We start from the raw sequence: 16,720 nt of genomic DNA, 5'->3' as shown, positions 1-16,720 counted from the left end.
AACCATGACCCCCGCTTCCGGGCCCGCTCCGGACTCGTACCAGCACGCCGCGATCATCGGTGGTGGCGTGATCGGCGTCTCCTGGGCCGGTCTCTTCCTCGCCCGCGGTATCAAGGTCGTCATCAACGACCCCCGCGGCGACATCGAGGATCTCGTCCTGGCGGGCCTGGAGGAGATCACCCCCGCCCTGGCCGAGCTCGGCCTGCCCACCGAGAACCTCGCTGCCGGGCTCACCTTCGAGGCCGACCTGGCCACCGCCGTCTCCGGCGTCGATGTCGTCCAGGAGAACGGTCCCGAGCGCCTCGAACTCAAGCAGCGGATCTGGCGGACCATCGAGCAGAACGCCCCGGCCCACGCGCTGCTGGCCACCTCGACCTCGGGCATCCCGGCGACCGCCATCGCCAGGGCGATGGGGCAGCCCGAGCGCCTGATCGTGGGCCACCCCTTCAACCCGCCGCACCTCGTGCCGCTGGTGGAGATCGTGCCCGGCGAGAAGACGTCCGAGGAAACCGTTCGTCAGGCCAAGGCGTTCTACGCCGCGCTCGGCAAGAAGCCGCAGGTCCTGCGCAAGGAGATCCCGGGCTTCGTCGCCAACCGCCTACAGTCCGCGATCTTCCGCGAGTGCGTGTACCTCGTGGCCCAGGGCGTGGTGACCGAGCAGGAGCTCGACGACATCGTCACCTCCTCCATCGGCATGCGCTGGGCGGTCGGAGGGCCCTTCCGCACCTTCCACCTCGGTGGCGGTCCGGGTGGACTGCCCCACTTCATCGAGCACCTCGGACGTGCCATGGAGGCCGACATGTGGCCGGCCCTGGGTGACCCCATCTTCGACGACGCCACCGTCGCCACCCTCATCGACCAGGCGGAGGAAGCCTTCGGCGGCCGCACCGTCGAGGAACTCACCGCCGAGCGCGACCGTGCGCAGATCGCCCTCATGCGCGCCCTGGGTGAGACACCGGACTCCGCCACCAGCCAAGCCTGACCAGCGCGCTCCCACCACCACCGCATGTGAGAAACGAAGAGATCATGTCCCTCACCGACAAGGCCCTCACCGACAAGTCCTTTATCGACAAGTCCCTCACCGGCAAGATCCGGAAGGCGATCGCCGACCCGGCCACCGACGACGCGTTCGACGTCCACGCCGAGACGGACGAGGTCCTCGCGGGCATCGGTCTGCGGCCGGGCGACACCGGCGGCCACATCACCTTCGAGGGCGCCGACCCGGTCGTACCCAGCACCCTGCGCCTCGGCGCCGCCTCCGGCATCTCCCTCGTCGCCAAGTCCGCCGCCATCGCCGCCCTGTGGAAGGACCGCACCGGCCGCGGCCAGGACATCCACATGGACCTGCGCAAGGGCCCGCACCGCCTGTGCCCCTTCTACGAGGGCAAGTGGGAACTCCTCAACGGCTACACCAGCGGCACGCCGTCCATCATCAACATGGCGTATGCCAACAACTTCTACCGCACCGCGGACGGGTGTTGGATGATGCCGTTCAACATCTACCCCAACATCAAGGTCGCCGCCCAGCGCCTGCTCGGCGTCGGCGACGTCCCCGAGCACGTCGGGGCCGCGATCTCGAAGTGGACCGCCCGGGAACTGGAGCAGGCCGGCGCCGAGGCCGGATGCGTCATGCCGATGGTGCGCACCCCCCAGGAGATCCTGCGGGAGGAGCAGTACCAGCAGGTGCTATCCGAGCTGCCGCTGGTGGAGATCACCCGCATCGGCGACAGTGACCCGGAGGAGCTGCCCGCCAACCCCGTCGCCCCGTTCGACGGCGTGAAGGCCCTGGGCATGGGCCACATCATCGCCGGTGCCGGCGCCGGCCGTGCCATGGCCCTGCACGGCGCGGACGTGCTGAACCTCTGGCGCCCGTACGAGCTCGAGCACGACGTCACCTACAACACCACCGGCGTGGGGGTGCGTTCCGCCACGGTGAGCCCGTACACCAAGGAGGGCCTGGCCCTCATTCACCAGCGCCAGTCCGAGGCCGACGTCTTCTACGCCAACCGCCGCCCCGGCTTCCTGGACCGCATCGGCCTGTCCGAGGACGAGGCCATCGCCCGCCGCCCGGGCCTGATCCACGCCACCGTCTCGCTGAACGGCGAGACCGGTCCGTGGAAGGACTACCTCGGCTTCGACCAGACCGCCGGCGCCCTCACCGGCCTCCTCCACCTGGAGGGCGACGGCGACAAGCCCGCCCTGCCGCCCATCACCGTCGTCAACGACTACCTCGTGTCCTGGTTCCTGACCGCCGGCATCGCCGAGGCGCTGCGCCGCCGTGCCAAGGACGGCGGCAGCTACCGCGTCCACGTCTCCCTGTCCCGCGTGGCCCTGTGGATCCTGTCGATGGGCATCTTCGACCAGGACTACGCCAGGGAGATCGCGGGCACCGGCGAACTGCACGCCTACCCGGACCCGGAGCTCTTCACCGCCGAGACCCCCCTCGGCCACTACCAGGGCATCACCGACCAGGTGCGGATGTCCGACACCCCCGGCGCCTACCGGCAGATCCTCGTGCCGCGCGGCTCGCAGCGCCCGGAGTGGCTGCCCACCGCCTGACCGCCTGTCTCCGACAGTCCTGTCGCCCGCGCGGAACCCCTGAGGGAGGCCCACCTTGACGCGGCGCGTCGTCGTCAACGCCGGGTCCGACGACTTGGGCAGGTATGCTGCCGCCGGCCGGACCCGGTCGCCACACGTGCCGTCCTGCGCGCCGGGTATCAGATGCCCGTCGTCGCCTTGATCCAGTCGCGTGTCTCGGATACGCCGACGGCGTTCTCCTGGCAGTTGACCCGGTCATCGTAGGGGGAGGAGTTCTGCCAGGTGACAGCGGCCACCTTCAGTTTTCCGTTGTAGTTGTGCATGACCGCGCCACCGTCGTCTCCCGGCCCCGTGCACCCACCGTTCTTGCAGCCTCTCGCCGTGGCGAAGACGGTTTTGGATCCGTATTCCGTCACCTTCACGTCGATCTTGTTCAGCGTGTTGCCGCCCCAGCCGTAGGTGGTGTCCACGTCCCCGACCTTCGGGAGCGGGTCGGACTTGTCGGCCAGCACCATGTAGCCGTTCGTCGTGGGATCGGATGTCGATCCGGCGGGAGCGGGGATCGCTTGGGGGACGTGAACGACCGCCATGTGGGCGTTCACGTCGTTCTTGTCGACGTAGATCGCGTCGGCTTTATAGGTGATGCCGTCGCCGCGTTCGACCGTGGTGGTCTCCGCGAAGTCGGCGCAGTCGTCCGTGGTCAGTACCCAGTTCGGGCCGATGAGCACGCCGCTGCAGTCGTATCCTCCGTCTCCCGCGTAGGTGAGGTGGAGGCGGACCACGGCGGAGGGAGTCGCGACGGGGGTTCCGCCGATGATCGCGTGGGCGTCGACGATTCCGGCGCACAACGCGACGGCGGTGCCGACTGCTACGGAGGTGTTGCGGAACTTGTGCATGGCGTTTCCTCCCGGATTCGGAGAGCTTTCCGTGGCCTTCAGCGGACTCACGAGAGCACGGTCCACCTCTGGGTGGTGTGCTGACGGTCCGGGTCCACCACGACCGTGGACCCCGCGGCCCAGGTGCCGCAGGTGTCCAGCACGCTGCCGGTGGCCGCGCTGGCGATGGTGAGCACGCCGTTCGCGTCCTGGGTGACGTTCCATTTCTGCTGGGGGGTGATGTTGCTCGTGTCCCGGTGGGTCAGGGTCACCGCGCCCCCGGACTCGGTGGGGGCGGTCAGGGCCATGGACGGGTCGCAGCTGTCCTGGATGTTCGCGGTGCCGTCCCCGTTCGCGAAGAACTTCCATTGTTCCGAAGCGTGACTGGCGTCATAGGTGTTGATGTCGGCGTAGCCGGTCGGGGCGGCACACTGGCCCTCCACCTCGAGCGCCAAGCGGCTTCCGCCGCTCGTGGAACCGCCATTGGTGATGCTGTGATACTTGTTGTCGCCGACGATGGACGCCGGAGCCGCCGCGGAGCGGCCGGCAGCCTGGGCGTTCTGAGCGGCCACCAACAGGCCGGCCGCGAACACCGCTGCCAGGATACGAAGTTGCATGGCATGTCCTTCCACGAGAGGAGAGACCAGGCGCGGTCCGCTCGGAAGGTGGTGTCTGTCGCGAAGAGTCCATGGAATGGCAACGGAGCACGGCGCCAGGAGAAAAGACGATGTCTGTGGAATTCGCCGAGCAATGGCGTGGAGAACGGCCACTGCGGCGAATCCCGGGGGATTACCTCACGCTTGCCGTGAGAGACATCACCGGCTCCCTCTCCGCGAGCGGTGCGCCTGTTCAAGGAAGAGAACAGCACCCGCGTCAAATCCCGGATAGAGAGCGCGCATACACTTCACCCGGACGGGCGCCAAGTTCGACATGGTCGAATTCAGCCCCCTGTTGCGGGCCGGGCGCATCCCAGAGGCGTACAGGAGCGTGCCGGTGATTCCCATTGCTGCGCCTCACCACATAGGACACGGTCTCAGGCAGCGGAGACGAGTTGTCGCGACGAGCGAGCCAACCGTGCGGCACTGCCCGAGCCTGCCGGCTCGACCTGGTGGAAGAGCCCCTACGCGGCCGGAGGCGGCCGCGCGGTCCGGGTATCAACGGGAACCAGTCGGCCGTCGGCCCGAGTGCCGTCAAGTGTCTCCATCCGCTTCGGCGCCTCAACCGGGTCCTTCGGCGAGCTTCGGTCTCGCGAACGCGGTCTCTGCCCGACAACCACCGTCCGGTACCGCGCCGCTGAAGCCCAGGACGGCGTGGACCCACCGGTGATCTCCGGTCGGGGGACGTCGGATCGCCGCGCGGCGGCCACGGACCGCTCCAACGCGGTGTAGGCGGTGTCCTCCTTGCCGAACGCCGTCAGCAGCGTCGGCAGCAGTGCCGGAATCTGCGTGAACTCGCCCAGGCGCCGGATCCGTTCGGTGCTTCGGACAGCGTCCCTCAGCTGGGCCACCGTCGGCGGCTCCACATCATCGGGATCGCCGCCGACTCCCGGGAACTCCTGCGGAGGCGTCACTGATTGCCGGAGTGCCAGAAGGCCGGCGGGCCGCGTCCGTGTGAGCGTGGCCGGCACTCGCTCCGATCGTTTCGGGCCGGGGCGGGACGGTCACTCGTCGTCGAGGCGTTGGAGAACCCGCGTGAACGCACCGGTGTCGAGCAGGCCGGCGAGTACCTGGGTGATGCTGTCGGTGCCGGGGTCCCGGACGATCAGGCCGTCGGAGCGCCAGAAGTAGCGGCCGCCGAGCGCCTCGCCCGTCCGGGACCACCTCGCCATCAGGCGCTCGACCTCGGCGAGCGTGAATACGGTCGCGCTCCAGCGGGAGCCGTCCGATGCCAGTCGCACCTCTATGTCGACGTTGCAGACGGCGTCCAGGTCCTCGTCGGCGTCGGGAAGGAACGACGCCTCGAACCGTTCGGTGCGGACGCGGTACCAGGGCCCGTCCCAGCCCTGCTCGATGGGCTCGGCCCCTGTGCTGCTCATCCGGGGAACTATCCCATGTCCGTTCCGCCGTGTTGCAACCGGGATTTCCGACGAGCTCAGCCGTGACCGTCAGGCGTCGGTCCGACGCCGAGGCGCCGGGCCGTGGCGTGGTACCGCGTCCGCTCCGGAGCCGCGCGCTCGGCGGAGGGCAGGGCCCTACGGCTCCGGCTGTCCGTCACAAGGCCGCGTCACCGCACCCGCGTCCCGGCGAGGGGATCCCGGCCGGCGGCGAAGGCCACCGATCGGGCGGCCTCCTCGCGCACCGTGCCCGAGGAGTTCGCTCCCTCCTCGCCGGACCACCGCTCCCACAAGCCGCCCGGCGTGAGCAACGGCTGTGCGTGGGCGGTGCCGAGGATGCCGTCGAGGTACAGAAGCGCGCCCATGGCCTCGCGCGGGCGGTGGCGGTCGTCGCTCTCGTCCACGGGACGGGGGAGAAGCAGTACCCGGTCCAGGTAGCGGCGCAACAGGAGTGCGTCCTGGTCCGTGCCGAGTCGGGCCAGAGCGGTGCAGTGGTTCCCACCGTATCCGCGCGGGGTGTCGGCCTGGAGGTCCTGGGCGATCCGGTCGCGCAAGTCGGCTCGGCGGCCGACCGCGACGAGCCACGTGGCGGTCAGGTGCTCGCGCCAGCCACCGGTGTCCAGGAGCGCCGTCAGGTCTCCCGTGGTGGCCCTGTACGCGGACCAGCGCAGCCGGCGCTGGAAGACCCACTGCCGAGGGCGCGGCCAGCCCAGCACTCCGCCTCGCAGGTGCAGAGAGCGTCCGCCGTGACCGACGTATCGCCGGATCAACCGGGCCCGGTACCGGGCCTCGCGGCTGCCGATCCGGCCGTGCAGGAAGCTCGCGGAGTAACTCCGCAGCCCCGACAGGTCCGCCCGGACCATCCACGCCACCGCCCGCAGCCGCGACCCCGGAGGCCACTCGGTCCTTTCCCTCAGCAGGGGACCCCCATACCGCTCGCCTGCCATCGGTGTGCCCCTCCAGCCCACGATCCCGCCCGTCGTCCCCATCATCATGGATGCCCGGCGCGGCACCGCTCCCGCCGGGAGGGGCATGGAGGAGCGTCAGGCGGGCCGGCGCCGCCGGTAGTACGCGTAGGTCAGGGCCAGCACGATCGGACCCCACAGCATGACGGGGGTGATGCACACGTTGGCGAGCAGCTTCCACCAACCATTGGTGAAGGCGACGTCGTGAAAGCCGAACAGCCCGAACCAGGCGAGCGGCATCGTGTCCCACAACGCGACCAGGGCGAGGCCGCCCAGGGTCGCCGGAACGATCGCGGCGAGGGGCGGCACCCGGCGGCCGGCGAGGAACGGGACCCAGCGGGGGAAGACCTCGCCCCAACTGCCGACCAGGCCCATGACGGTGAGCAGGGCCAGTGCCTCGGTGAGCACGCTCAGGCCCACCACGTACGCCGCGCCCCACCAAGGGAAGAATTCCGGCTGGACGGTGCCCATCCGGAAGTCGACGGCGAACGGCAGCCGCCACACGCAGTGCGGCAGCAGGACGAACGGCAGGGCCTTGGCCAGGCGCAGGGCCCAGCGGGGGACCGGGCGCTCGGTGTCGCCCAGAGGGAGTCTGATTGGCATGGCTCCCACCGTCGTCGAACGCCGGCGGCCGGGGCGTCGCCCTCGTGGGCGATCAGGTTCCCCCGTGAGAGCTACCTTTCATCCTTCCGGTGGCTGATGGACGACGGGCGGGAAGCGGCCAGTTCGTCGAGCAGGCCGGCGAGGTCCGCGGGCGCCTCCAGGTGGGCCATGTGGCCCTGGCCGCGGAGTATGTGCACCTCGGCGTGGAGGACGCGCTTCCGTACGTCGTCGAAGGAGGTTCCGTAGGGGGCCCGTCCGTGGTTGCGCTCGCCGACGATCAGGTCGATGCGTGCCGTCCCCCGTCCCCATGCGTCCGGTGGTACGGCCCCGTTCAGCGCGGCCAGTTCGGCGTACGCCGGCACGCTCAGGCGGCACAGGGTCGCCCATGTCTCGCGGTCCGCCCGCAGGGACTCGACGTGCGCCGTGTCGAGGCCGCCGATCCGGCGGTTCACTATGTCGACGGTGGTGTCCCAGTCTTCCACCTCCGCGGCGGATCTCAGGTCCGGCAGGACGTCGCTGCCGAACGGTCCGACCACCGGCTCGTAGGCGATCACCTGCCGCAGTGGGCGTTCCCCGGCGGCCAGCAGGGCGATCAGGCCGCCGTAGCTCCAGCCGAACAGCGCCTGGCCGGGCGGGAGTTCGTCGAGTACCACGGCGAGGTCGTCGATCTCCGTCCGCAGTGAGTACGCGTCGGTCAGCGGGCCCGAAGGGGCGCGGCCCCGGCGGTTGACGACCGTCACCGACGGCCAGGCGTCGACAGCGGTCGCGACGTGGCGCCACGCGTGCGCGTCGCTCATCGCGCCCGGGACGACGACCAGGCCCGGGGCGTCCGCCCGCCCGTACACATCGATCGTCACCCAACTGGTCCCGCCGCCGACCGGCAGCTTCTTCTGGATCGTTTGCTCCATAAATTCATTATGGAGCAAACGCTCTACAATGCAAGGGTGCCCTCACCGACCCGTGGACGACCACGCGCCTTCGACCGTGACCGAGCGATCCTCGAAGCCGCCCGCCTCTTCTGGCGTTCCGGCTACTCCGGAACGTCGACCCGCGCCCTCACCGCGGCGCTCGGCCTCTCCACCTCCAGCCTCTACGCGGCCTTCGGCAGCAAGGCCGGGCTGTTCGAGGAGGCGGTGCGGACGTACGCCGAGCGGTACCGGGAGATCTACCGGCGGGCCGTCGCGGAGCGGGACCTCCGGACCGTCGTCGAACGCGTCCTCGTCGACTCCGTCCACGAGTTCACCCAGCCCGAGGACGTCCACCCGGGCTGTCTGCTCAGCAGCGCCGTGATGACCGACAGCACGAGCACCCTCGACACCAGCGCCCACTACGCCGAGCTGCACACCTGGAACGAGCGGGCCCTCCGGGCGCGCGTCGAGCGGGCGGTCCGGGACGGGGAGATCGCCGCCGGGACCGACGCCGCGGCCCTCGCCGGACTCGTCCAGTCCGTCGTGCACGGCCTGTCCGTCCGGGCCCGGCTCGGTGCGGACCGCGAGGACCTGCTGGCCACGGCGCGGCTCGCGCACCGGGTGATCTGCGAGCCGCTCGCGCGCCCCGGGGCCTGACGCGCGCGCCTGCTGTCACGCCAGACGGTCCCCGCCGTCACGTCAGGCGGTGCCCGCCGTCACACCAGGCGGTGCCCGCCGTCGACGTGCAGCACCGTCCCGGTGACGAACCCGTTGCGCAGCACCGACAGGAACGCCTGGGCGATGTCCTCCGGCGTACCGATGCGCCGGGCCGGGAGGCGTTCCGCCAGGTCGGCGAAGGCGGCCCGCTTGTCCATGCCGAGCCGGTCCCAGACGGGCGTGTCCACCCAGCCGGGCGACACCACGTTCACCCGCACCGGGGCCAGCTCGATCGCGAGGCCGGACGCGAGCGAGGCGAGCGCGCCGTTGGCGGCGGCCACGATCGTGTTGGAGCCGTTCGGCCGGTAGGCGTTGATCCCGGACGTGTAGGTGAGGGAGCCGGTGACCCGGCCGGCCGCGTACTTGCCGACGAGCCAGGCGCCGAGCAGCTTCACGTCCAGGACGTCGCGGGCGGCCGAGGCGGTGATGTCGGCGCTCCGGCCGTACGCCCCCGTCACGTCCGCCGCCGTGACCACCACGTGCTCCACCGGCCCTACCGCGTCGAAGAGTTCGGCCACGTCCTCCTCCCTGCCGATGTTCGCCCGAACCGTGCGGATTCGCCCGGCCGCGGCCGGTTCCGGTGCGGCGGCGGCCGGTTCCAGTGCCGCGCGGGCCGCCGCGAGCCGGTCGGCGGACCGGCCGGCGATGGTCACGTCCAGGTGCTCGGCGAGCAGGGTGCGGGCGAGGGCCAGGCCCATTCCGGAGCCGCCGCCGATGATCAGTGCGTCAGTCATGGCCCCGAGCCTGCGACGCCGTCCGGGGCGCGGGAAGGCCGGGCGGATCCTGGGTGTCAGGACCCTGGGTGTGACACGGCCACCCAAGAGACCGCGGTCCGGTGGCAGACTCGGCGGATGAACGCGATGGGGGAATTCCTGCGGAGCCGGCGCGCGCGGATCGGCCCGGCCGACGTCGGCCTGCCCACGGGTCCGGGCGCCCGGCGCGCCCCCGGGCTGCGCCGGGAGGAGCTGGCCGCGCTGGCGGGGGTGAGCGTCGACTACTACGCCCGTATCGAACAGGGGCGGGAGACGGCGCCCAGCGACGCCGTCCTGGACGCGCTCGCCCGCGTGCTGCGGCTCGGCGACGACGAGCACGCCCACCTGTTCGCCCTCGCCGACCGGGCCGCCGGGCGGTCGCCGCGCCGCCGGCCCGCCGCCTCGCGGCCGGTCGGCCACGGGCTGCGGCTTCTGCTCGCATCGCTCCGGCCGGGCCCGGCGTACGTACTCGACGAGACCAACGACGTGCTGGCGGCCAACCCGGAGGGGTACGCCCTGATGCCCGGCCTCGACGACTGGCCGCCGGGCCGGCGGAACACCGTCCGGTACACGTTCCTGCACCCGGCCGCGCGCACCCTCTTCGCCGACTGGCGGCGCGTGGCCCGCAACTGCGTCGCCCACCTGCGGACCGTCGAGCCGTCCGCTCCGGGGGCCACCGCCGCCCTCGTCGCGGAACTGTCCGCCGCCGACCGGGAGTTCGCCGCGTTGTGGGACCGGCACGAGGTGCTGGTCAAACGCGGCGGCGCCACGGCCTTCGACCATCCGGTCATCGGCCGTGTCACCCTCGCCAACGAGGTCCTCACCACCGCCCACCCGGGCAACCGCCTCCTCCTCTACCAGGCCGCCCCCGGTACGCCCGAGCACGACGCGCTGGTCCTGCTGGCCATGGCGGCGGAGGGGACGGCCGCGCGCCGGGCGGACGGCCCGTAGGGGGGTGGTGGACCGGGGGCGCGCCGGGAATGCCCGGGACGAGACGACAAGGAGCGTGTCCGGATGAGCCACGACAGCGTGAGCGCCACCCTGACCATCGCCGCGCCCGCCGCGACGGTGTTCGCCGTCCTGGCGGACCCGACGGCCCACGCCGCGATCGACGGCACCGGCTGGGTACGGGAAGCCGTCGACCGGGCGCCGCTGACCGAGGTGGGGCAGGTCTTCCGGGTGGACATGTACCACCCCGATCACCCGGATGGTGACTACCGCGTGGCCAACAGGGTCCATGTGTACGACCCGCCGCGCGCCATCGGCTGGCTGACCGGGCAGGACAAGGGCGGCGGGCGCCTGGAGTTCGGCGGCTGGTTCTGGCGGTACGACCTGGTGCCGCTCGGTCCGTCCGCGACCGGGATCACGCTCACCTACGACTGGTCGGCGGTGCCCCGGTCCATCCGGGAGTACCTCCGCTTCCCGCCGTTCGGCCCTGAGCACCTTCCCGAATCGCTGCGGCACGTGGCCGTCATCGTCGGCGGCGGGTGAGCCGGGGCCCGCCCCGCTAGGCCCCGTCGCCCCCGTAGCCCCGGAGCATCGCGCCCAGGATGTCGGTCAGCCGGGGTACGACGTCGACGACGGCGTGGGCGAGGGCCGGGCCGTACGCCACGCGCTCGGCCGCCTCCGGGCCGAACTCGGCCCGGCATGGCGGATTCACGACGAGTTCCACCCGCTCCAGGAAGACCCGGACCTCGACCGCTACCTGGCCGACCCGGCCGGGTTCGTCCGCACCCGACCTCGCCGGACGCACGCGTCACGACCGCGTCGCAGGCGGCGTACGCCGACGACCGGACCCCGGTCGCCGCCGGTTTCCGGCGGCCCAGTGGGTTCGTGGCCGGCGTCGAGTGCCGCGTCCCACGGCCGTCCGCCCGCCCGGTGGCCGCTTCCCGCCCCCTCGGCGCGCCCGTCCGGCCGCCCGTGGTTGGCAGGCACCCCGCGGGTGCGCATACTCGTAGGGCCCTGCCCGACGGCGCGCGTCCGGTGAACCGTATGGTGGCCCGCCCGTCGGCACCTTCGGTGGGGAGGGAGTCGGTCGGCGTGACGGAGGAGACGCTCCTCGTCCTGGGCTGCACCGCCCTGACGCCCTGGGCCCGCGACCAGCTGCGGCGGCTGTGCGAGCAGGCCCGGCGCCGCGGGCTCGCCCTGATCGGTGCCGACACCCCCGGCAACCTGCGGACGGCGGTGCCGGACGAGCTCGCCCGCTACGACACGGTGCTGCCGCTGGAGGTCCACGACGCCGACGCCTGCCGGGCCTGGGCCGCCGGCCGGCCCGCCGTGTCGGCGGTGGTCACGATCCGCGAACTGTCCGTCCTCCCCGCCGCGGTGATCGCCCGTGAGCTGGGCGTCGCGGGCAACGACCCCGAGGCCGTGCGCCGGGTCCGCAACAAGGACCTGTGCCGCGAGCGGTTGCGCGCGGCGGGCTTCGCCCAGCCCCGTACCGCACTCTGCGCGGACCGCGCCGACGCCGAGCGTTTCCTGCGCGCGCACCCTCCCGGTCCGTGGATCGTCAAGCCGCGCGACGGCCTGGCCGGCATCGGTGTGTCCCGGATCGACCGGATCGGGCAACTGCCGGAGGCGATGCGGAGGTTCGGGTCGCCTCCGGCGGCCATGGGGGCGCTGCCCGCGTCCGCCGGCTTCCTCGTGGAGACCTTCGTCGAGGGTGCCGAGTACTCCGCCGAGGGCGTCCTCGTCGGCGGGGTCCCCCGCGTCCTCGCCCTCACCCGCAAGGGGACCGGCGAGGGATTCGTCGAGACCAGCCAGCGGGTGCCCGCCGGGCTGGACGAGGCGACGGCCGGGGAGGCGGCCGACGCGGTCGCCCGAGCGCTGACGGCCGTCGGCGTCACCCGGGGGATCTTCCACGTCGAGTTCTGGACGACCCCCGACGGCGTCGTCCTCGGCGAACTGCACGACCGCGGCGGCGGCGACTACATCCACGCACTCGTCGAACACACCCGCCCCGGGCTGGAGTTGTACGGCACCCTCGTCGACGACCTGCTCGGCCGGGCCCCGGCGACCATACCCGCCGCGTCCGGCGCGGCGCATGCCGAGTTCCCGCTCGCGCCGCCCGGCCGGCTGCGCGCCGTCCACGGCTGGGACGAGGTCCGCCGGCACCCGGCCGTGCTGGCGGCCCACCTCCACGTCGCGCCCGGCGACGTCATCGGGCCCGCCCGGGACTCGTACTCCCGGCCCGCGGTCTTCGTCGCCGCCGCCCCGGACGCGGACGCCCTCGACACCCTGGTGGCCGGGCTGGCGGCGCGGATCACCTTCGACACCGAGCCAGGCGGCACCGCCGTGTGAGAGGCACCGCCGTGTGAGAGGCAGTGATGGACCCTCTGCTGAGCAACCTGCTCTACGACCACCCGGAGCTGTACGAGGAGATGTACCCGGGTACGGAGAAGGACATCCCCCGGTTCTGCGAACGGCTGTTCGCCGCGCACGCCCCCGGTGGTGTCCGGACGCTGCTCGACGCGGGCTGCGGCACCGGCCGGCACGTCGAGTACTTCACCGGAGCGGGGGTGGACTGCGTCGGCTTCGACTGCCAGGAGGGCATGCTCGCGTTCGCCCGCGAGCGGCGGCCCGGCCCCGACTACCGCGTCGGCGACATGCGGAGCCTGCGCCTGGGCCGTGCCTTCGACGCCATCACCTGCTTCGGCTGGGCGCTGTCCAACCTGCACGCCAACGCGGACGTGTCGCGAGCGGTGCAGACCTTCGCCGTCCACTCGCGGCCCGGCGCCCTGCTGTTCGTCCACGTCCCCAACCCGCTCGCCGACCCCGAGGACGCCGCGTTCCAGCGCCACTTCACCCTCACCGCCTCCGCGTTCACCGCCACCGCGGAGGCCGCGTACACCCTCGACCGCCGCCGGCAGCTCCTCACCCGCAGGCGGCTGTGGCGCGTCCCCGGGCGGGCGCCGCTGACGGACCACGTCCGCTTCCGGCTGCTGTACCCGATGGAGCTGGAGCACCACCTGGCGGAGCACGGGTTCCGGGTGCTCGGCATGTACGACGACACGGACGCCCCGAGCACCCCGGAAGCCTCGGAGGGCGATCTGTCCGGGCCCGCCCTGTACGTTCTGGCCCGCTTCACGGGCACGGCCGGGGGGTGAGGGGCGGGACGCGGGCGACGCGCCCGCCGGCTCGGTCGGCGGGTCACCGGACCCGGATCCCGGGCCGGTCCGGGTCAGGACGGCGTCTCCTGCGAAGACGGTGGCGGGGACGGGCTCCACGGCGTCGAACCGCGCACTTCCCCAGGCCGTAGGCGACGGCGGGTGTCGGGCCCGGCGGCGCGTCCACGCCGGGCGGGCCGAGGCCGCCCGGCCGCGCGCCGCGGCCCTCCGGAGGCAGCGGCGGCCCGAGGAGCACCACCGGGAGCGGCGCGGCCGGCGGAGGCAGGAGGAACACCGGACCCCACCAGAGGCGCCCGAGCGGCGCCCCGCCGGTCACCGGGCCGAACCCGGCACCCGTGGGGGAGCCGGAGCCCCGGGCGCCGACGGTGACCGTACGCCGGGGCGCGTCCCGGAACAGCGCGCTGACCGGGGGCACGGCGGACGGCATCGGCGTCGCCCCCGCGACGCTCGTCAGGGCGTGTGCCGCGATGGGCGTCTCCACGCCGGCCGGGAACGTCGCGAGCGTGGACGTCACACCGAACGCGGTGGCTCCGCGGAGCGTCACCCGGCGCCGCCCGAAGCGGTCGCCGACCGCTCCCGTCGCGGTCAGGGGTCCGGCTGTCGGGGAACCGAAGGTGTCGGGTGCCCACGGCAGTCGGGGCTCCGGTGGGTTCCGGGGCCGCGCTCGGCCGCGGGACCGGGAGACCGAACACGGTCACGCAGAGTGCGATCATGGCGGTGGGCAGGGCGAGCGCGGCGTGCCCGAGCCATTCCCGTGCGGTGGCGCGCGGAGGACCGGAAGCGGTCATGGGGTTTCCTCGTCCGGGGAGTCGTCCGAAAACCGGACCGCATATTCCCGGCCAGGCTTGCCCGAGGGGCAACAGGGGCACACGATGGCGGACCGGATTTCGACCGTGATCAGTGAGTGTTCCTCTTCGTCCGGGGCGGCGCGGCGGCGGGAAAGGCAAGATCGCTCCGCCCACCCCGGGATCGTGCAACCTCAACCAGGGACGAGGTCAATGCCTGCCGAAAGACCGGGGACGACACCCGCCGCCTTACGCCCCGCGCCCGAAGGACGCAGTCCGGAAGAACGCGTTCCCGAAGGACGCGACCCTTGCGGGCAGGGGGAGATACTGCTCTTTCAAGGGTTCCGGGAGGCGCGTTCGAGTGAACTTGGGGCGTGCGTGACGGAAGTTTTGCGCCCTTGCGCCCCCTGCGGGTCAGTGATCCCCGCCCGTGACCGTGGCACACGCCGGTATGAATTGTTGACGTGCCCCGAGCAAGTCGCACAACGGGGGAAATCGGGAAGGGTGGGACGGAATCCGTGATTCGAGTTCTCCTGGTGCACGACACCTCGCTGTTGCGCACCGCCCTCATGGAACTGATCGGAAGAGAACCGGAGTTCGAGGTGCATGCCGCGCCGTGGCGCCGCGCGGTCCTCACCGCGCGGACGGTACGGCCACGCGTCTGCGTCGTCGACATGGACAGCCCCCACGCGGCCGGACCGGGCCTGCGCGAACTGTCCGGCGGGTGCGCCGAGGGGGACGCGCGCCCGGCCCTGCTCGCCCTGGCCACCGCGGAACGGCCGGGGCCCCTGCGCCGGGCGTACGAGGAGGGCGCCTTGGGGTACTTGAGCAAAAACGCTTCACCGGATCGGCTGGTCGAGGGCATCCGGCACGTCGCCAAAGGCGAGCGCTACATCGACGAGTCCCTCGGCTTCGGCTTCCTGGAGGCTTCCGAGATCCCGCTCACCCGCCGTGAGCTGACCGTCCTCTCACTCGCCGCCGAGGGTGCCGGCGTCGGGGAGATCGCCCGCAGCCTGCACCTGTCGCACGGCACCGTGCGCAACTACATGTGCGCCATCACCCGGAAGACCGGCGCCCGCAACCGGGTGGACGCCATAAGAGTCGCCCAGGGAGCCGGCTGGGTCTGACGGGCCCCCGGCCGCCGCATCCGCCATCAGGTCGCGGTACAGCGGGGACGCGCGGAGCAGCTCCGCGTGGTCCCCGCACACCGTGTGCGGCCCGTCCATCACCAGCACCCGGTCCGCGCGGAGCGCCGACGCGGCCCGGTGCGCGACGACGACCAGGGTGCCGCCCGGCCGCCGGGCGAACGCGTCCTCGGCGCGGGCCTCGGCGGCAGGATCGAGGTGGCAGGTCGCCTCGTCCAGCAGCGCCAGGGGCGCCGGCGACAGATACGCCCGCGCCAGCGCGATCCACTGCCGCTCACCCGCGGAGAGCCCGGCGGGCGCCACGTCCGCCCCCAACCCGCCCAGCCGCTCGGCCAGTCCGGCCATGCCGACGGCTTGTACCGCCGCCCACAGCTCGTCCTCCGGCACCGGATCCGGCCGGAAATAGCCGAGGTTCTCGGCCAACGTCCCCGAGAACACATACGCCTCCTGCGGAATCAGCACCCGCCCCGCCCGCGCCGCCGCGTCCCGCGCGGGCAGCCCCCCGACGGTGACGTCACCGCGGGCGGGCACCAGCAGCCCGGCCGCCAGCCCGGTCAGCGTCGACTTCCCGATCCCGCTCGGGCCCACGACGGCGACCCGGGTCCCCGGCGGGATCGCCAGGTCCAGCGCGTGGACCACGGGGGCGGCGTGCGGACCGTAGGCGAAGGTGACGCCGCGGAACGCGAGAGCGGGGGCGTGCGCGTGCGCGTGCGGTGCGTCCGCCGCCGGCTCGGGCGGCGTGGCCGCCGCGGTGCCGCCGGGACGCGGGAGGCGTCCCGGGACGTGCCGCGCCGCCTTCGCCGCGGGCCTGCCTGCCGGCGGCCGGTCTCCGGCGGGGGCCGGCGCGTTGTCCGCCGTCGCGGGCGCGGGGGGTGCGGACGCGGCCGGCCTGTCGGGCGGCACGGGGTGTCCTGGGCCTTGCTGTGCCGCTTGCGCCGTCGGCAGGGCCGGTCCGCGCGGGGTGCTCGCCGGCGGCCGGTTCCCGGTACGGTCCGGCGCGGGCGGCGTGGCCGCCGTCGTTCCGTCGGCCCACGGGACGTGCCCCGGCCCTTGCCGCGCCACCTTCGCCGCCGGCCCGGGCCGCCCCGCCCGGGGCGCGGTCGTCGGGGCGCGCGTGACGGCCGGACCGGCCGGCCCGTTCGCCGCCGCCGCGCCTGCCGCGCCTGCCGCGCCTGCCGCGCCTGCCGCGCCTGCCGCGCCTGCCGCGCCTGCCGCGCCTGCCGCGCCTGCCGCGCCTGCCGCGCCTGCCGCC

General features: G+C 72.9%; 17 protein-coding genes and 1 pseudogene. 8 read left to right on the top strand and 10 right to left on the bottom strand.

What is annotated here, in order from left to right:
• Positions 1 to 4: 4 nt before the first annotated feature.
• Together ACH4PU_RS14120 and ACH4PU_RS14115 are read left to right on the top strand one after the other, a co-directional pair.
• Positions 5 to 982, top strand: coding sequence for a 3-hydroxyacyl-CoA dehydrogenase NAD-binding domain-containing protein (locus tag ACH4PU_RS14120; protein WP_398271072.1), 978 nt, complete (start codon positions 5 to 7; stop codon positions 980 to 982).
• A gap of 44 nt (positions 983 to 1,026) precedes the next feature.
• Positions 1,027 to 2,559 (top strand): CoA transferase, encoded by a 1,533-nt coding sequence (locus ACH4PU_RS14115; protein WP_398271069.1) that lies wholly within the window; start codon positions 1,027 to 1,029, stop codon positions 2,557 to 2,559.
• 158 nt (positions 2,560 to 2,717) lie between these two features.
• On the opposite strand, the gene ACH4PU_RS14110 is transcribed toward ACH4PU_RS14115, so the two are convergent.
• From ACH4PU_RS14110 to ACH4PU_RS14085, 6 genes are all read right to left on the bottom strand, one after another.
• The gene (locus tag ACH4PU_RS14110; protein ID WP_398271066.1) at positions 2,718 to 3,434 is read right to left on the bottom strand and encodes a trypsin-like serine protease; all 717 of its coding nucleotides are present in this window, start codon (positions 3,432 to 3,434) and stop codon (positions 2,718 to 2,720) included.
• Between the two features lie 47 nt (positions 3,435 to 3,481).
• Entirely contained in the window at positions 3,482 to 4,030 is a 549-nt protein-coding gene (locus tag ACH4PU_RS14105) for an RICIN domain-containing protein (RefSeq protein ID WP_398271063.1), read from the bottom strand.
• 1,043 nt (positions 4,031 to 5,073) lie between these two features.
• On the bottom strand, positions 5,074 to 5,448 hold the full coding sequence (locus ACH4PU_RS14100) for a hypothetical protein (protein ID WP_398271060.1): 375 nt from the start codon (positions 5,446 to 5,448) through the stop codon (positions 5,074 to 5,076).
• A 188-nt stretch (positions 5,449 to 5,636) separates the two neighbouring features.
• Positions 5,637 to 6,413 (bottom strand): DUF6000 family protein, encoded by a 777-nt coding sequence (locus tag ACH4PU_RS14095; RefSeq protein WP_398271058.1) that lies wholly within the window; start codon positions 6,411 to 6,413, stop codon positions 5,637 to 5,639.
• A 96-nt stretch (positions 6,414 to 6,509) separates the two neighbouring features.
• Entirely contained in the window at positions 6,510 to 7,034 is a 525-nt protein-coding gene (locus ACH4PU_RS14090) for a hypothetical protein (RefSeq protein ID WP_398271055.1), read from the bottom strand.
• 71 nt (positions 7,035 to 7,105) lie between these two features.
• Positions 7,106 to 7,942: an alpha/beta fold hydrolase gene (locus ACH4PU_RS14085; RefSeq protein ID WP_398271052.1), complete on the bottom strand. Its 837-nt coding sequence runs from the start codon at positions 7,940 to 7,942 to the stop codon at positions 7,106 to 7,108.
• A 36-nt stretch (positions 7,943 to 7,978) separates the two neighbouring features.
• On the opposite strand from ACH4PU_RS14085, the gene ACH4PU_RS14080 reads away from it, so the two are divergent.
• Positions 7,979 to 8,599, top strand: coding sequence for a TetR/AcrR family transcriptional regulator (locus ACH4PU_RS14080; RefSeq protein ID WP_398271049.1), 621 nt, complete (start codon positions 7,979 to 7,981; stop codon positions 8,597 to 8,599).
• Between the two features lie 59 nt (positions 8,600 to 8,658).
• Here ACH4PU_RS14080 and ACH4PU_RS14075 read toward each other — a convergent pair whose 3' ends face one another.
• Positions 8,659 to 9,393, bottom strand: a complete 735-nt coding sequence (locus ACH4PU_RS14075; protein WP_398271047.1) for an SDR family oxidoreductase — start codon at positions 9,391 to 9,393, stop codon at positions 8,659 to 8,661.
• Positions 9,394 to 9,519: 126 nt separating this feature from the next.
• Between ACH4PU_RS14075 and ACH4PU_RS14070 the strand changes: the two genes are divergently transcribed.
• Together ACH4PU_RS14070 and ACH4PU_RS14065 are read left to right on the top strand one after the other, a co-directional pair.
• Positions 9,520 to 10,362, top strand: a complete 843-nt coding sequence (locus tag ACH4PU_RS14070; protein ID WP_398271550.1) for a helix-turn-helix domain-containing protein — start codon at positions 9,520 to 9,522, stop codon at positions 10,360 to 10,362.
• A gap of 63 nt (positions 10,363 to 10,425) precedes the next feature.
• The gene (locus ACH4PU_RS14065) at positions 10,426 to 10,902 is read left to right on the top strand and encodes a polyketide cyclase (protein ID WP_398271044.1); all 477 of its coding nucleotides are present in this window, start codon (positions 10,426 to 10,428) and stop codon (positions 10,900 to 10,902) included.
• Positions 10,903 to 10,918: 16 nt separating this feature from the next.
• On the opposite strand, the gene ACH4PU_RS14060 is transcribed toward ACH4PU_RS14065, so the two are convergent.
• Entirely contained in the window at positions 10,919 to 11,164 is a 246-nt protein-coding gene (locus ACH4PU_RS14060; RefSeq protein WP_398271041.1) for a hypothetical protein, read from the bottom strand.
• Positions 11,165 to 11,451: 287 nt separating this feature from the next.
• On the opposite strand from ACH4PU_RS14060, the gene ACH4PU_RS14055 reads away from it, so the two are divergent.
• On the top strand, positions 11,452 to 12,711 hold the full coding sequence (locus ACH4PU_RS14055) for an ATP-grasp domain-containing protein (protein ID WP_398271038.1): 1,260 nt from the start codon (positions 11,452 to 11,454) through the stop codon (positions 12,709 to 12,711).
• A 26-nt stretch (positions 12,712 to 12,737) separates the two neighbouring features.
• On the top strand, positions 12,738 to 13,517 hold the full coding sequence (locus ACH4PU_RS14050; RefSeq protein ID WP_398271035.1) for a class I SAM-dependent methyltransferase: 780 nt from the start codon (positions 12,738 to 12,740) through the stop codon (positions 13,515 to 13,517).
• A gap of 43 nt (positions 13,518 to 13,560) precedes the next feature.
• Here ACH4PU_RS14050 and ACH4PU_RS14045 read toward each other — a convergent pair whose 3' ends face one another.
• Positions 13,561 to 14,127, bottom strand: coding sequence for an MFS transporter (locus ACH4PU_RS14045; RefSeq protein ID WP_398271548.1), 567 nt, complete (start codon positions 14,125 to 14,127; stop codon positions 13,561 to 13,563).
• Positions 14,128 to 14,841: 714 nt separating this feature from the next.
• Between ACH4PU_RS14045 and ACH4PU_RS14040 the strand changes: the two genes are divergently transcribed.
• The gene (locus tag ACH4PU_RS14040) at positions 14,842 to 15,450 is read left to right on the top strand and encodes a LuxR C-terminal-related transcriptional regulator (RefSeq protein ID WP_398271033.1); all 609 of its coding nucleotides are present in this window, start codon (positions 14,842 to 14,844) and stop codon (positions 15,448 to 15,450) included.
• Between the two features lie 282 nt (positions 15,451 to 15,732).
• Here the strand turns inward: ACH4PU_RS14040 and ACH4PU_RS14035 are convergent.
• Positions 15,733 to 16,056: pseudogene (locus ACH4PU_RS14035) on the bottom strand (ATP-binding cassette domain-containing protein); the annotation flags it as partial.
• Positions 16,057 to 16,720: the final 664 nt, after the last annotated feature.

Source organism: Streptomyces sp. NPDC021100 (assembly GCF_044333095.1).
Classification (GTDB): Bacteria; Actinomycetota; Actinomycetes; order Streptomycetales; family Streptomycetaceae; genus Streptomyces.
The sequence above is the reverse complement of the archived record's forward strand: the minus strand, read 5'-3'. Positions and strand labels throughout refer to the sequence as shown.